Below are 15,356 nucleotides of genomic sequence, written 5' to 3' on the forward strand. Positions count from 1 at the left end.
CCGCCTTCTCATGAAGAGACGGATGCATCATGGCACAACCACCTGCACTCTCCCTGCCCAAGGTTAATCCGAGTGGTCGCGATATTGGCTTTGCGCTTGGCATCATAGCCATCCTGTGCATTCTCTTCCTGCCGATCCCGCCCTTTTTGATCGATATTGGCCTGGCAATCTCCATCGCCTTCTCGGTCTTGATCCTGATGGTTGCCTTGTGGATCCAGCGCCCTCTGGATTTCTCCTCCTTCCCGACCATTCTGCTGATCGCAACGATGATCCGCCTGTCGCTGAACATTGCAACGACACGTGTGATCCTTTCGCACGGGCATGAAGGGCATGACGCAGCGGGCGGCGTGATTGCGGGCTTTGCATCGCTCGTCATGTCCGGCGACTTCATGATCGGGGTGATCGTCTTCCTGATCCTGGTCACGGTCAACTTCATCGTCATCACCAAGGGTGCCACGCGTATCGCGGAAGTTGGCGCTCGTTTCACCTTGGATGCTATCCCTGGCAAGCAGATGTCGATCGACGCAGACCTCTCGGCCGGTATCATCGATGAAAAGGAGGCTCAGCGTCGCCGTCAGGAACTCGAAGAAGAAAGCATGTTCTTCGGTGCCATGGACGGTGCATCCAAGTTCGTTCGTGGTGACGCGGTCGCAGGTCTGATCATCACGGCGATCAACGTCTTCGGCGGTATCATCATCGGCTATTTCCGCCATGGCATGCAGATCGGTCAGGCAGCCGACGTCTTCGTCAAGCTCTCCGTCGGTGACGGTATCGTTTCGCAGGTTCCGGCGCTGATCGTTTCTCTCGCTGCCGGTATGCTCGTATCGCGCACGGGTACGCCCGGTACTGCAGACCAGGCCGTCATCAATCAGCTGGGTGGCTATCCGCGCGCTCTGTCTGTATCGGCAGGCCTGATGGGCATCCTGGCGCTGGTTCCCGGCCTGCCTTTGGTGCCCTTCGTTCTTCTGGGCGGTGTTCTGGGCTTTGGCGCCTGGATTGTTCCGCGCCGTGCCGAGGCCGAGAGCAAGGCGCGCCGCGAAAGCGAAGAGCGCAAGGTCAACCAGACCAAGGAGGCCGAAAAGGATTCCGTCAAGTCCGTTCTGAAGACGGCGGAAATCGAGCTCGCGCTTGGCAAGCAGGTGTCGACCCGTCTTCTCGGCGCCCATCAGGAGCTGGCTTTCCGTGTTGGCAAGATGCGCAAGAAGTTCGCATCGCAATACGGGTTCGTCGTTCCGGAAATCAAGGTGGCAGACGATATCTCCATCCCGGAGAAGTCCTATCAGATCCGCATCCACGGTACGACAATTGCGTCCAATACATTGCGCGTCGGCGAAGTTCTTGTTGTCACCGGCTCAGGCCGCAAACCCAGCATTCCCGGCGACGAGATCCGCGAACCCGCCTTCGGCATGCCCGCCGTCTCCATTTTGGAAGCGTTTGCTGAAGATCTGAAGCGCGAAGGCTTCCATCCGATCGATAACGTCTCGGTGGTTCTGACGCATGTCAGCGAAGTGTTGCGAAACAATCTGCCGCAACTGCTGTCCTACAAGGACGTGAAGATCCTGATCGATCGCATGGATCCGGAATACAAGAAGCTGGCCGACGAGATCTGCTCCTCGCACATGTCCTATTCGGGCCTACAGGCGGTGCTCAAGCTGTTGCTGGCGGAACGCGTGTCTATCCGCAACCTCCACCTTATTCTGGAAGCCGTGGCCGAACTCGCACCCCATGTGCGCAAGACGGAACAGATCGTCGAGCATGTACGCGTGCGCATGTCACAGCAGCTCTGCGGCGATCTGGCGGACAACGGCGTGCTGCGCGTCCTGCGTCTCGGCTCCAAATGGGATCTGCTGTTCCATCAGGCACTCAAGCGCGATGCCAAGGGCGACGTCGTGGAATTCGACATCGATCCGCGCGCATTGGAAGAGTTCAGCGAACAGGCCAGCCGCGTCATCAGGGAATTTATGGATAAGGGCCTGCCTTTCGTTCTTGTGACCTCGCCTGAAACGCGTTCCTATGTCAGGATGATCATCGAACGATTGTTCGCCACTTTGCCTGTTCTGTCGCATGTCGAACTGGCGAAAGGCCTGGAAATCAAGATACTCGGCTCAATTTCATGATACCTGACCCTCAGGGCACCATTCTCGCGCTCTTCCTGGCGTTCTGCCGGGTGGGCGCGTGCATTATGGTGATGCCTGGGTTTTCCAGCGCGCGGCTTCCGGGGAATGTCCGGCTTTTGATGGCGATCGCCGTTTCGATGGCTATGCTGCCGATCCTGTGGGATGTGATTTATCCGCGCGCCTCGTCGCCAGGCCCCACCTATTTCGGGCTCGTCGCCACAGAAACCATGATCGGTGCGACCTACGGGATGATCGCCAGGCTCTATGTACTTGGCCTTCAGTTCGCTGGCTCGATCTTGACGATGTCCATCGGATTGACGTCGCCGGCCGGTCACGATCTTCTCGAAGAGACATCGGAAACGGCTGTCACCAACCTCGTGACCTTCTGTGGGTTGATGCTCCTCTTCATTCTGGATTTCCATCACATCGTCTTCAGCGCGTTGATTGATTCCTATTCTGCAACGCCCGTCGGTGCCATCATGGAACCGCAGAAGATGCTGATCACCATGACGGACACGCTGAGGGCCTCGACCTTCATCATGCTGCGCTTGGCGAGCCCTTTTCTCGTCTACGGTCTGTTGTTCAACGTGGCGATTGGCCTCATCAACAAGCTTGCGCAGCAGGTGCCCGTGTATTTCATCTCGACACCCTTCCTGGTCATGGGGGGACTGTTCATGTTGTATCTCGCCATCGCGGCCATGGTTCGTCAGTTTTCCGATGGTTTCCTAACCGTCTTCAACGCCTTCTGAGGTGCTCATGGCAGGCGATCAGCAATCCCGGTCCAAGAAACTGAAGCGCCTCGTGACCGTGCAGCGCCATATTGAAAAGATGGCGGAGGGTGAGCTTGCGGAACTCACTCGCCAGCGGTCGGAAATTACCGAAACGATCTCGAACATCTCCGTTGCAATTGCCTCCATGTCCCCCGAACACATACCCTTTACGAAGCTTTACGCCGAGCGCATGCAGCGGCTGACGGCAAGGGACCGTCAGCTGGAGGGCATGCAGCAGGTGCAGGAAATGCGGGTGATGCAGGAGCGAACCAAGGGCGATCGCCTTGAGGACAATATGAAAGAGGCAAGGGCGCTCGAGGATCGCGAAAGGGATGACAACGCGATCTACGATCTGCTGGAAATCACGCTTTTGCCCGGCAAAGGCAAAACATACTGACGCAGTTTTCGTCCATTCTTTTCCTTCTCGTGAAAAATTCATGAAATTTGAGGGGGATGACGCCAGCCTGCAGCAAGGTTCAAAAAGCATAGTTCCCCCACTTGAATGAAAGGGAACTGACGTGGCGATTTCTCCTGCAACCGATCTGGTGATGGATGTCCTGCGTGCTGCGGACCCGGCAGAGGTCCAGGCTGCCCAGGCAAAGTTGAAAGCAAACAAGGCAAGCTTCGCCGCCAGCAGTCTTGCGGCGGCAGGCAAGGGATTTGATGCGGCGGTCGACCTTCTTGATGGCGCTGCCACCAAGGCTGGTCTGGGCCGCGCCACGAAGGCGAAATCAGCCGAGATGCCAGAAGAGTACCGAAAGTTCGAGGCAACCGTGCTGCAGAACTTCGTGAATTCGATGATGCCGAGCAATAGCGAAGATGTTTACGGCAAAGGTTCTGCCGGCGACTTCTGGAAAAGCATGATGTCGGAAAAAATTGCCGACGAAATCTCCAAGAGTGGCGGTATCGGCATTGCTCAGCAGGTGTTCTCGCAATCGCTTCAGAAGGTGCGCAATGAAGGCGTTGTCAATGCGCAGACGGACGAAAACGACCGCAGTCGTGCCATGAGCATGCTCAATGATTTTGAACGCAAGGTATTCGACCTTGCACCCGCTGAAAAACGCAGCGAGGCATAAATGACAAGAACCGGGGCGGAAGACATGGAAATGATCTCGAATGATTATCGCATCAAGACGGTGCTTGGTCGACTTGAGATGATCATTGATAATGAAAACGAGCGTATCGGGAACGATCCTCAGTTTGATCTGAAGGTATCGAATGCGCACAAGAGCCGCTGCCTGTACGAACTGACGATGCTGTTTCGCACCACAAATCCGCAGGATCTTGCCGTCAACCACATCGAGCAGATGCACTCTCTCAAGGACAAGCTGGCCTTGAACGCGCGTCGCGTTGAAGCTCATCTGCATGCCGTGCGTACTGTCGCCGACCTCCTGAAGAATGCTGCGCGCGACGCCGATGGCGACGGCACCTACACCCAGGAACAGTTCCTGTACAGCGAGACGTAATGATCAAGCTCCTTCTCACCGGCCTTTGGGTTTGTGCTGTCACGCTCGGGGCGGTGTATTTCTCTGTGCAAATGTCGGCCCCAAAGCCGCCGGTGGATGAGGCTGCCCTGAAGAAGGAGCAGTCTCAACTGGTGAAAGGTGAAACGATCAACGTGCCGATGCTCGCAAACGGGTCGGTACAGGGTTATTTCATCACGCGCATCTCCTTCATGATGGATAAGGAGAAGGTGAAGGACGTGCAGTTGCCGGTGACCGAATTGATGACGGACCAGTTGTTTACGCTTCTGGTGGGGAACAAGATGGTCAACCTGAGCAATCCGGCCGCCTTCAAGCTGGACGATTTCCGCAGCATGGTGAAGGAAGGCTTGAACAAGAAGCTGGGTGACGCCTACATCAACGAAGTGCTGGTCGAACAACTGGATTACCTCTCCAAGGACGACATCCGCAACAACGGCGAGCGCCCGCCATCCAAGCAGGTTAAGGCAACGAAGATTGTTGAGGGCGTGAAGGTGCAGGAGCCCGAAAAGGCCGGGCACTGACATTTCCCGAGCGCATGGATTAACAATTGTCGAATCGATCGCATCGGATTCGAGTTTGACCCTTAAGCCGAGTTTCAGAGGGCTGTTATATAGTCAGGGGCAATCGTACTCCTGGTTCGCCCTTTTTGAGACAGTCCATGCCAAGGCACGCCTGCAAAAATACTTTCAAATCCGATAACGGACGACACTCCGTTCCTTTGCGGGACAGTGGGAGGGCTTTCGCGTGAACGCGCTTGTCCAGGCAAAGACGGCTGAACAACAAGACCTTCGCCGCCATCGCGCCGTAAAAATGGGGTGGGGAGAAACGCTGGCCCTGCTGGATGCGGCCGCGAATGTTCGGCTTGGCTGCCGGCCTGTCACCTTCGTCAATCGTTCGATGGTTGCAAGGGCGTTGCTTGATCGGCGTTGCCGCTCACTTCTCGCTCGGCGGATCTTGCTGCCGTCAGATCGGCTGGCCGCAGTTGGTCTGCAATTCATGTCTCCCAGAAAAGCTTGGGCCGCCTTTGAGCCTGGCCAGCTTGTGCGGTCATTTCTGACCTACATGCAGGAAGGGCGAAAGATCGCTCTTGTGGGGGGCGATCGTCAACGGCTGGAGAGAGCGGGTAATGCCCTTGCAAAGCATGCACCGTGGCATAGTTTTACCGTGATCGTTCTTCCCGAGAACCTCGACAGGCATGGACGTTCCCATTCGGATGAGATCCTGGAACGTGCGGATTGCGATATCCTGTTGGTCGACTCCGCAGACTGGCAGTCGGAAGTGCGCCTGGACAGCTTTCTGGCATTTCGTCACGACGGGCTCGTTCTGCACGCAGGCCGTGTCTTTGATACCTAAAGACTGATGTTATTAACGATTTGTTTGCCGAAAAATTTTAGCATGGCTTAACCATTAGGCTCGTCGCTGACGTGCTGCAGAAACGGTTGAGCGCCATGGATGTCTCCAATTTGCCCCAGGCTTATTCCGGCCGCCTTGCGGTGCCCTCCGCAGGGCAGGAAGGCTTACGTGCGACCCTCTCGTCTGCGCATCTCGCGATCGTGATCATGTGTGGCCTCTTTGGCGCCGCGCTTCCTTTGGTTTTCCCCGCTGACATGTTCGAAAGCTACACTGCCGAAACGCGGCTTGAGGTGCGTGCCGAGGCTAGTGCCAAGGCCAACCGGCAGGCGATCATGACTGCCGCCGCCGGCAAGGTCCGCGACGCAGATCATCTCGATCGTATCATTCATGCAATGGATCTGGGCAGCGATCCGGAATTTGCTTCTGCAACACCCACCACATGGCGCTTCGTTTCCGAGCTGTTCTCGCGGCGTGAAATGACGGTCAAAGCCGCCGAGCAGGAACTGCGTGAGCGAGTCTCCGGTAGGATCGACATCGTTCCTGGCAATACCGGTTTAGCGGTTCGTGGTCGTTCCACAAATTCTATCACTGCGGCCCGTATCGCCAATCTGGTGGCAGAGGAGTTGCAGGACGAGATCGCGCAAACCTCGGCGCGCCAGGAAAGCGATGCTGTTGCAAAGGCGCGGGTGGCGCTGGAGACGTCGCAATCCGCTCTCGATGCTGATGGAGCCGATGAGGGAGCTCTTGCGGCCATGCGCCGTGCCGAGGCGGAAAGACGTGTTCTGGATGAGGAGAAGGCCCGTCTTGATCAGCGCTCGGCAAGCCTCGCCGATCAAATGACTGCCATTTCCGGTCTGAAGATCGCGGATGTCATTGCCAAGGGGCTACCAGACACGCTCAACGGCTCAAGTCTTGATCTCGCTCGCCGCAAGCGCGCCGACGCCAAGCTGCAGCTTGACCAGATGTCTGTCGATCTGGGGCCGCGGCATCCACGCTTCATTGCCGCCAAGGCCGCCCTTGATGATGCCGATGCGGGCATTGAACGGACCATGAAGGCGCTGACGGCGAGCCTGAAGCAGCAGGAGGCGGCGCTTTCTCAGGAAAAACAGGCCTTGGATGCCAAGCTTGCAAGCCTTGAGGCAAAACCCGTCTCGGAGGCCATGCGCAAGCGGGCTCAATTGGAGGCAGCTGTCGATACGGCCCGTAAGACCTATCTGGAAGCGTTGCGCCGCGAGGAAGCTGCGGGTCAAACGCCTGTCATTTCCTCGACCGTAATTGCTCCGGCGCGCGCGCAGGCAGCGGTTGCGCGGGGTTATCCATTCTGGGCCTACAGTCTATGGGCAGGGCTTGTCTGTTCGCTGGGAGCATTTTTCCTGCTCATGCTGAAAACGCGCTCCGTTCCGTGTGTCTCCGTTTCACACGCTCGCACGGAGCCTCAGCCCGTGTCACAGCCCAAGCCCGTTGCTCTTCCAAAACTCTCCCAGACATCGCCGCATCAACTGCCACCTGTTGAATTGCCGGCAATGAAGCAGGCAAGCCAGTCACTGAGGCGCGAGCCCAGCGCCCGTGTACCTGCACCGGCCAAGCCGCTTGCAGCCAGACCAGCGGCTGCACCGGTTCTCACGCCGCCGATTAGCCGTCCCATCGAGAAGATGGAGCAGCGCGTGATGGCAAACGACCTGCCGCTGACCGAGCAGATCAAGAAGGTTCTGATGGAGAACCGCCAACAAGCGGATGCGCTCGCCGCACCACTGCCATCGCTGGTCGCAGGTATCCTGAACCGGGATCTGGTTCCGGCCTCACAGCTGGAGAATGATTGGGAGACTACGCATGATGCCGCACCGGCGGGCGTGGACCCGGAGGAGCTGCGCGATCTTCATGAGGAGCTTCAGCGGCTTCGTCGCGAGTTGTCGCATTACGGAAGCCAGGATCGCGCTGCCTGAACAGCACTCTGCCGCTCTTGCAATAACCTCCTTTTGCCCCCATACGGCTGTGTAAACACACAGAGCAACGGGTTGAGCGCTTGAGGCTGGTGCTTAGTCGGGAGAACAGGAACGTGGCAGTTATTATCGACGGAAAGCAATCCGCATCGGTTGTTACCGGTATCGTCACTGAAGCCGCCGAACGGTTGGAGCGTGAAGCAGGCATTCGTCCCGGTCTGGCGGTCATCATTGTCGGCGATGACCCGGCAAGCCATGCCTATGTAGGCGCCAAGGGCCGTATGGCCAAGCAGTGCGGCTTCAACTCCATGCAGTATACACTGCCGGAAGCGACGACGCAGGACCAGTTGGAGTCGTTGGTGGCCAAGCTGAATGCGGATCCTGCCGTGCATGGCATTCTGGTGCAGCTTCCCCTGCCGCGCCATCTCAATTCCGAGCCTGTCATCCAGATGATCCTGCCGGAAAAGGATGTCGATGGCTTGAACGTGGTGAACGCCGGCAAGCTTGCGGCGGGTGATCTGGAAAGCGGTCTGATCTCCTGCACGCCGGCGGGCGCGATGATCCTGGTGAAGAACATTCACGGGAAGGATCTGTCCGGTCTCAATGCTGTCGTGATCGGCCGCTCCAACCTGTTCGGCAAGCCCATGGGCCTGCTGCTGCTGGCCGCCAACGCGACCGTCACCATGGCCCATTCCCGCACCAAGGATCTGGCCTCCATCTGCCGTCAGGCGGATATTCTCGTGGCTGCTGTTGGCCGCCCGTTAATGGTCAAGGCGGACTGGTTGAAGCCCGGCGCCACGGTCATTGATGTCGGGATCAATCGTGTTGATGCGCCGGAAAAGGGGGAGGGCAAGACCCGCCTCGTGGGCGACGTGGACTTCGAAGCCTGCGCAGACGTCGCCGGTGCCATTACACCGGTTCCGGGCGGCGTTGGTCCCATGACAATTGCCATGCTGATGGCCAATACGGTCGTCGCAGCCTATCGCTCGCTTGGGCGTCCGAGCCCGACGTTCTAAAAATAGAAAGGCCTGCCCATCTCAGGGGGCAGGTCCCGTCGAGGCACGGATAATCAATTCCGCCTGCCAGATTTCGCCCAGCGGCGATGGCGTTTCGGGTTCCTCTATGGCGGCAATCAGGCGCTGGGCGATCCGCCGCCCGGCTTCCCTGAGGGATGACCGGGTCGTGGTCAGCGGCACGGTGAAGTTTTCCGGCTTTAGCAGCATCAACTCGTCGTCATGGGCAATCAGGGAAATATCCTTGCCCAGCCGCAAACCCGCCTGCTGGATGGCGCGCACCGCGCCGAGCGCCAGGACTGTGCTGGCACAGAGCACGGCGGTTGGTCTTTCGGCGCTGCCGAGCAGCCGCACCATCTCTGCATGCCCGTTATGATCAGTCATCCATGTGTGGCTCGTCATCTTCGGATCGAGTGCAAGGTCCGCCGCTGCAAGTGCCTTCTCGACGCCCAACCTGCGGCGCTGGGCAAAATCCAGATCCTCCGGTCCGTTCAGCAACGCTATTTTGCGGTGGCCAAGATCGAGTAGTAATTGCGTTGCCTGTCGGAATGCCCCTTCGTTATCGACGTCGAGGTAGGGGTAGTTCTCCTCTGCCCCCAGCGATCTCCCATGGACGATAAACGGGAAGGGCAATGACTTCGCCATTTCCAGCCGCGGATCATTCTCGCGCATATAGGCGAGATAATAGCCGTCCACGCTGCCGCTTGAGACAAGTGCCCGGATGGCCTGCGCCTCTGCATTCGGCTGTGCCGGCACGATCACGAAGTGGAATTCGTGATTGAGACATTCCTCTGCGAGACCCGCCTGGAACTCGGCGAAGTGAATGTCGGATGCCATGCCGCTGGAAACGGGCATCACCAGCCCGAGCGAGCCGGCCTTGCCGGTGGCAAGACGCCGTGCAGCACGGTTCGGTCGGTAACCCGTTTCGGTGGCTGCCGCCATCACTCGGCGCCGTGTGTCCTCGTTCACCTCAGGGTATCCGTTCAGTGCACGGCTGATCGTCGTCTGTGAAAGTCCGAGACGTTCGGACAGTTGTTTCAAGTTCAAGGAATGCTGCTCCCAATTGCTTCAGACATCCTCCCACCCAAAGCGCTTTGAAGACTATCAGGCTCTGAGACGTTCGAAAATAGGCAAGTGGAACTTCGCAAAACCCGCCCTAGATGATGATGAACAAGGTGAGTGGGGGGAATTTGCAAATCCTCTTGACTCATCCGGCATCGCCATGGCTGATTACATTCAAAGCGCTTTGAAAGCTTTTGAGCGGTCCTGGTAGGAAGACCGTAATCTGGACGGGAGGGATTATTGATGAAGACATATCTGCTGATGGGCGTGGCGGCGCTTGGGCTTTTGGCTGGTTCCGCATCCGCTGCCGACCTGAAGTTTGCGCCGGGCCAGGAGGCTCGCTTCAACTGGAAGAGCTATGATGACTTCAAGGCGAAGCACGCCGATGTTAAGGGCCAGACGCTGACCATTTTTGGGCCGTGGCGCGGCGATGACGAAGTTCTGTTCAAGAGCGTTCTCGCTTATTTCAATGCCGCGACGGGGGCCAACGCCACCTATTCTTCTTCTGAAAACTACGAGCAGCAGATTGTCATTGATACCCAGGCCGGCTCGCCGCCGAACATTGCCATCTTGCCGCAGCCAGGCCTGTTTCAGGACCTCGCTGCCAAGGGCTTCCTCGTGCCGCTGGGCAATGAGTACAGCGACTGGGTCAAGCAGAACTATGGCGCGGGTGAGAGCTGGATCAGCTACGGTACCTATAAGGGCAAGGACGGCAAGTCTGCCTTTTTCGCCTTCCCTTACAAGGCTGACCTGAAGTCACTGGTCTGGTACGTGCCGGAGAATTTCGAGGAAGCCGGTTACAAGGTGCCGAAGACGATGGAAGAGCTGATCGCGCTCTCCGACAAGATCGTCAAGGATGGCGGCACGCCCTGGTGCATCGGTCTGGGTTCTGGTGGTGCCACCGGCTGGCCGGCCACCGACTGGGTGGAAGACCTGATGCTGCGCATGAACACGCCGGAGACCTATGACGGCTGGGTCAACAATTCGGTCAAGTTCAATGATCCGAAGGTCGTCAGCGTCATCGAGGAATTCGGCAAGTTCGCCAAGAACGACAAATATGTGTCCGGCGGCGTTGCTGCCGTCGCCTCGACTGACTTCCGCGACAGTCCAAAGGGTCTCTTCGGCATTCCCCCGAAATGCTACCTGCATCACCAGGCCTCGTTCATTCCGAGCTTCTTCCCGCAGGGCACCAAGCTCGGCACGGATGCGGACTTCTTCTACATGCCCACCTACGCCTCCAAGCCGGAGCTTGGAACGCCTGTCCTTGGTGCCGGTACTCTCGTTGCCATCACCAAAGATTCGCCAGCGGCTCGCGCTTTCGTCGAATTCCTGAAAACCCCGATCGCGCATGAGGTCTGGATGGCCCAGTCCGGGTTCCTGACGCCCTACAAGGCGGTGAATCTCCAGGCCTACGGCAATGATGCGTTGCGCAAGCAGGGCCAGATCCTGACCTCGGCCACGACCTTCCGCTTCGACGGCTCAGACCTGATGCCGGGCAAGATCGGTGCGGGTGCCTTCTGGACGGGCATGGTCGATTTCGTGGGTGGCAAGTCCGCAAAGGCGGTTGGCGACGACATCCAGAAAGCCTGGGACGGCCTGAAATAAGCGCTGGCAAACTCCGGATGCGCGCTGCCGTGACCGGCGGCGCGCATATCAGAGCCAAGAAAACTGTCCGGTAGAAAAACCGGAAATCCGCTTGGGTAGCGGCGTGGCCGACAAGGCCGCAGAGGAGGGGGAATGTTTGCACAGATCCTGTCTGCCGTCGGCGTGATGGTCGTCGGTGTGTTTATCTGCGCGCTCTATTACTGGCTGTCGGACAAGGCGCTGCAGCTTGTTTTTCCGGTCCGCGATGGCGATGTCATCGGCGCTTCGCGCAATCTCAACCGACGCGCTGCGGTTCGGCCCTGGCTGTTTCTCGGCCCAGCCCTCATTCTGCTCGGCGTCTATCTGGTCTATCCGGTCATCGCGACCTTCATTCTGTCCTTCTACGATCGGGCAGGGCAGGATTTCGTCGGCTTCGCCAATTACCGCTGGGCCTTCTTTGATGCCGGTTTCCGGCAATCGATCTTCAACAATATTCTCTGGCTTGCCGTGGTGCCGGCCGCCTGCACCTTCTTCGGCCTTGTGATTGCCGTTTTGACCGACCGCATCTGGTGGGGCAATATCGCGAAAAGCATCGTCTTCATGCCGATGGCGATCTCCTTCGTCGGCGCCTCCGTCATCTGGAAGTTCATCTACGAGTATCGCGGTGGCAATGATGCCCAGATCGGCCTCCTCAACGCCATCGTCACCTCGCTCGGCGGCAATCCGCAGGTGTGGATCTCCATGCCGTTCTGGAACAATTTCTTCCTGATGGTCATCCTCATCTGGATCCAGACGGGCTTTGCCATGGTCATCCTCTCGGCAGCCCTGCGCGGCATTCCCGAGGAAACCATCGAGGCTGCCGTCATCGATGGCGCCAATGGCTGGCAGATCTTCTGGAAGATCATGGTGCCGCAGATCTGGGGCACGATCGCCGTCGTCTGGACCACCATCACCATCCTGGTCCTCAAGGTCTTCGATATCGTTCTGACCATGACCAACGGCCAGTGGGATACGATGGTGCTGGCCAACCTGATGTTCGACTGGATGTTCCGCGGCGGTGGGGATAGCGGGCGAAGTGCCGTCATAGCGCTCGTCATCATGGCGGCCGTCACACCGATCATGATCTGGAACATCCGCCAGGCAAATCGCGACGCAGGGGGGCATTGATCATGACGGCCATCAGCCTGAAACTTCGCCGCATCGGCCTGCCGCGCCTGATCGTCCATGTCTCCGTTCTGTTGATCGTCATCCTCTGGCTGATCCCGACACTCGGCATTCTCGTCACCTCCATCCGCGACAAGAACCAGATCACCACGTCTGGCTGGTGGACGGCATTCGTCGGTTCATCGCAAACCTCGGCCGTGCGCCTCGGCGATCCCGCAACCGCCAAGCAGGAGGGCGGCAAGTTCGTCATATCGGGCTCTGTCTTCGAAAATGGTGCCACCGGCAAGGTGCAGGCCTTTGGTACCCGCGTGCAGGAACCTGCTGCTTACAAGGTCGGCCAGACGGTTGATCTCGGTGAGGGCGAAAGCCTGTTGATCAACGGTGACGGCACCTATGTGCAAAGCAAGGCCACGGCTTTTGAAGGGAGGCCCAAGCGCATCTATCTAACGGTCACCGTGCCGCCGACCTTTTCGCTCGACAATTACCGCACGGTGCTGAACTCGGAAGGGCTCGGCCAAGCCTTCATCAATTCGCTGACCGTCACCATTCCCGCAACGATCATCCCGATCCTGATCTCCGCCTTTGCGGCCTATGCGCTGTCCTGGATGCAGTTTTCCGGCCGCGCGCTGATCATTGCCGTCGTCGTCGGCCTGATCGTCGTGCCCCTCCAGATGTCGCTGATCCCGCTGCTTCGTCTCTATAACGAGATCGGCAACATCTTCGGGGTTCCGTCCAAGACCTATGCCGGCATCTGGCTGGCGCACACCGCCTTCGGCATGCCGCTCGCCATCTATCTCCTGCGCAATTATATCGCAGGGCTACCGAAGGAGATCATGGAATCGGCGCGCGTGGATGGCGCCTCCGATTTCGAGATCTTCCTCAAGATCGTGCTGCCGCTGTCCTTTCCGGCACTCGCTTCCTTCGCCATCTTCCAGTTCCTCTGGGTCTGGAACGACCTTCTGGTCGCCATCGTCTTCCTCGGCACTGGTCGTGACCAGCTGGTGCTGACGGGTGCGCTGAACGCGCTGCTCGGCTCGCGCGGCGGCAATTGGGAAATTCTCACCGCCTCCGCCTTCATTACCATCATCGTTCCGCTTCTCGTTTTCTTCTGCCTGCAACGCTATCTGGTGCGCGGTCTCCTTGCCGGTTCGGTCAAGGGCGGCTGAACATCGCCTTCACTCAGGATTGTCCTTCCATGATTGCCTCTTCCCAGACGACCGACACCCCCGATGCCGATTGGTGGCGTGGCGCGGTCATCTACCAGATCTATCCGCGCTCCTACCAGGATTCCAACGGCGACGGCGTTGGTGACCTCAAGGGCATCACCGCTCGCCTGCCGCATATCGCAGCACTCGGCGCGGATGCGATCTGGATCTCGCCTTTCTTCCCTTCGCCCATGCGCGATTTCGGATATGACGTCTCGAACTACACGGATGTCGATCCGATGTTCGGGTCGCTCTCCGATTTCGATGCGCTGATCGCCGAGGCCCATCGGCTCAAGATCAAGGTGATGATCGATCTCGTCATCTCGCACAGTTCGGATCACCACGCTTGGTTCATCGAAAGCCGCTCCAGCCGCGTCAACCCCAAGGCGGACTGGTATGTCTGGGCCGATGCGAAGCCCGATGGCACGCCGCCCAACAACTGGCTGTCCATTTTCGGCGGGTCGGCCTGGCATTGGGACCCGACGCGCATGCAGTATTACATGCACAACTTCCTGACCTCGCAGCCGGACTTGAACCTGCACAACCCGGAGGTTCAGGATGCGCTGCTGGATGTGGTGCGGTTCTGGCTGAAGCGCGGCGTCGACGGTTTCCGGCTGGACACTATCAACTTCTATTTCCATGACCGGGAATTGCGGGACAACCCGGCGCTGGCGCCGGAACGGCGCAATGCCTCGACGGCGCCGGCGGTCAATCCCTATAACTTCCAGGAACACCTTTACGACAAGAACCGCCCGGAAAACATCGCCTTCCTCAAGCGCTTCCGCGCCGTGCTGGACGAATTTCCGGCGATTGCCGCCGTGGGCGAAGTGGGGGATAGCCAGCGCGGACTGGAGATCGTCGGCGAATACACCTCCGGCGGCGACAAGATGCAGATGTGCTACGGCTTTGAGTTCCTGGCGCCGGACTTGCTGACGGCCGAGCGCGTGGCGGAAGTGCAGCAGGCCTTTTCTGCTGCCGCCCCTGAAGGCTGGGCCTGCTGGGCTTTTTCCAACCATGATGTGGTGCGCCATGTCAGCCGCTGGGGTGCCGAGGTTCTGGATCGCGATGCCTATGCCAAGCTTCTGGCGGCCATTCTGCTGACCCAGCGCGGCTCCATCTGCATCTATCAGGGCGAGGAATTGGGCCTGACGGAAGCCGATATCGCCTATGCTGATTTGCAGGATCCCTACGGCATCCAGTTCTGGCCGGAATTCAAGGGCCGCGACGGCTGCCGCACACCGATGGTCTGGGATGCGCAGGCGCTGCAGGCGGGCTTCTCGACCTCCGAAAAAACCTGGTTGCCGATCCCGGTCGAGCATCAGTTGCGCGCGGTGAGCGCCCAGTATGGCGATCCGGACTCAGTGCTGGAGCATTATCGCCGCTTCCTGGCCTTCCGTCGGCAGCATCTGGCCTTTGCCAAGGGCGACATCGAGTTCCAGCCGGTCAGCGGATCGCTGCTCAGCTACACGCGCTCCTTCGGCAATGAGACGGTTCTGTGCCTGTTCAACATGAGCGCCGAACCAGTCGCAAGTGAACTGCCGGATGGCGATTGGTCGGTTCTCGTCGGCCATGGCATGGAAAGCGATGTGCAAGGCCGGACGGTGCATCTGCCCGCCTGGGGCGCCTTCTTCGCGCGATCTGCATAAGAGACAAAAGGGGAGAGA

Annotated in this window: 14 protein-coding genes; 13 read left to right on the forward strand and 1 reads right to left on the reverse strand. The window is 58.7% G+C overall.

Annotated features, from left to right (window positions below):
- Window positions 1-29: 29 nt before the first annotated feature.
- The 9 genes from flhA to folD all read left to right on the forward strand — a co-directional run bounded on the left by flhA (window position 30) and on the right by folD (window position 8,680).
- Window positions 30-2,117 (forward strand): flagellar biosynthesis protein FlhA, encoded by a 2,088-nt coding sequence (gene flhA, locus Q2T52_RS02935; protein ID WP_302075175.1) that lies wholly within the window; start codon window positions 30-32, stop codon window positions 2,115-2,117.
- Complete coding sequence (fliR, locus tag Q2T52_RS02940) at window positions 2,114-2,866, forward strand: flagellar biosynthetic protein FliR (protein ID WP_302075176.1); 753 nt, start codon at window positions 2,114-2,116, stop codon at window positions 2,864-2,866. The genes flhA and fliR overlap by 4 nt, the downstream gene beginning before the upstream one ends.
- A 7-nt stretch (window positions 2,867-2,873) precedes the next feature.
- Window positions 2,874-3,284, forward strand: coding sequence for a hypothetical protein (locus tag Q2T52_RS02945; protein WP_302075177.1), 411 nt, complete (start codon window positions 2,874-2,876; stop codon window positions 3,282-3,284).
- A gap of 121 nt (window positions 3,285-3,405) precedes the next feature.
- Window positions 3,406-3,963 (forward strand): rod-binding protein, encoded by a 558-nt coding sequence (locus tag Q2T52_RS02950; RefSeq protein WP_302075178.1) that lies wholly within the window; start codon window positions 3,406-3,408, stop codon window positions 3,961-3,963.
- Between the two features lie 24 nt (window positions 3,964-3,987).
- Window positions 3,988-4,353 (forward strand): hypothetical protein, encoded by a 366-nt coding sequence (locus Q2T52_RS02955; RefSeq protein ID WP_302076013.1) that lies wholly within the window; start codon window positions 3,988-3,990, stop codon window positions 4,351-4,353.
- The gene (locus Q2T52_RS02960) at window positions 4,353-4,892 is read left to right on the forward strand and encodes a hypothetical protein (protein WP_302075179.1); all 540 of its coding nucleotides are present in this window, start codon (window positions 4,353-4,355) and stop codon (window positions 4,890-4,892) included. Before Q2T52_RS02955 ends, Q2T52_RS02960 begins: the two co-directional genes overlap by 1 nt.
- 223 nt (window positions 4,893-5,115) lie before the next feature.
- The gene (locus Q2T52_RS02965; RefSeq protein ID WP_302075180.1) at window positions 5,116-5,724 is read left to right on the forward strand and encodes a hypothetical protein; all 609 of its coding nucleotides are present in this window, start codon (window positions 5,116-5,118) and stop codon (window positions 5,722-5,724) included.
- Between the two features lie 95 nt (window positions 5,725-5,819).
- The gene (locus tag Q2T52_RS02970; protein WP_302075181.1) at window positions 5,820-7,667 is read left to right on the forward strand and encodes a GumC domain-containing protein; all 1,848 of its coding nucleotides are present in this window, start codon (window positions 5,820-5,822) and stop codon (window positions 7,665-7,667) included.
- Between the two features lie 113 nt (window positions 7,668-7,780).
- Window positions 7,781-8,680 carry a bifunctional methylenetetrahydrofolate dehydrogenase/methenyltetrahydrofolate cyclohydrolase FolD gene (gene folD, locus Q2T52_RS02975; RefSeq protein ID WP_436799479.1) on the forward strand — a complete coding sequence of 300 codons (900 nt, stop codon included), beginning with the start codon at window positions 7,781-7,783 and terminating at the stop codon, window positions 8,678-8,680.
- A 21-nt stretch (window positions 8,681-8,701) separates the two neighbouring features.
- Here folD and Q2T52_RS02980 read toward each other — a convergent pair whose 3' ends face one another.
- On the reverse strand, window positions 8,702-9,724 hold the full coding sequence (locus Q2T52_RS02980; RefSeq protein WP_302075182.1) for a LacI family DNA-binding transcriptional regulator: 1,023 nt from the start codon (window positions 9,722-9,724) through the stop codon (window positions 8,702-8,704).
- Window positions 9,725-9,982: 258 nt separating this feature from the next.
- On the opposite strand from Q2T52_RS02980, the gene Q2T52_RS02985 reads away from it, so the two are divergent.
- From Q2T52_RS02985 to bglA, 4 genes are all read left to right on the forward strand, one after another.
- Complete coding sequence (locus tag Q2T52_RS02985) at window positions 9,983-11,344, forward strand: ABC transporter substrate-binding protein (protein ID WP_302075183.1); 1,362 nt, start codon at window positions 9,983-9,985, stop codon at window positions 11,342-11,344.
- 132 nt (window positions 11,345-11,476) lie between these two features.
- A complete protein-coding gene (locus Q2T52_RS02990; protein WP_302075184.1) occupies window positions 11,477-12,490 on the forward strand; it encodes a carbohydrate ABC transporter permease in 1,014 nt (337 codons plus the stop codon).
- Window positions 12,491-12,492: 2 nt separating this feature from the next.
- The gene (locus Q2T52_RS02995; protein WP_302075185.1) at window positions 12,493-13,653 is read left to right on the forward strand and encodes a carbohydrate ABC transporter permease; all 1,161 of its coding nucleotides are present in this window, start codon (window positions 12,493-12,495) and stop codon (window positions 13,651-13,653) included.
- Between the two features lie 29 nt (window positions 13,654-13,682).
- Window positions 13,683-15,338, forward strand: a complete 1,656-nt coding sequence (gene bglA, locus Q2T52_RS03000) for a beta-galactosidase BglA (RefSeq protein WP_302075186.1) — start codon at window positions 13,683-13,685, stop codon at window positions 15,336-15,338.
- Window positions 15,339-15,356 lie beyond the last annotated feature (18 nt).

The organism is Rhizobium oryzicola (assembly GCF_030504645.1).
GTDB classification, from domain to species: domain Bacteria; phylum Pseudomonadota; class Alphaproteobacteria; order Rhizobiales; family Rhizobiaceae; genus Neorhizobium; species Neorhizobium oryzicola.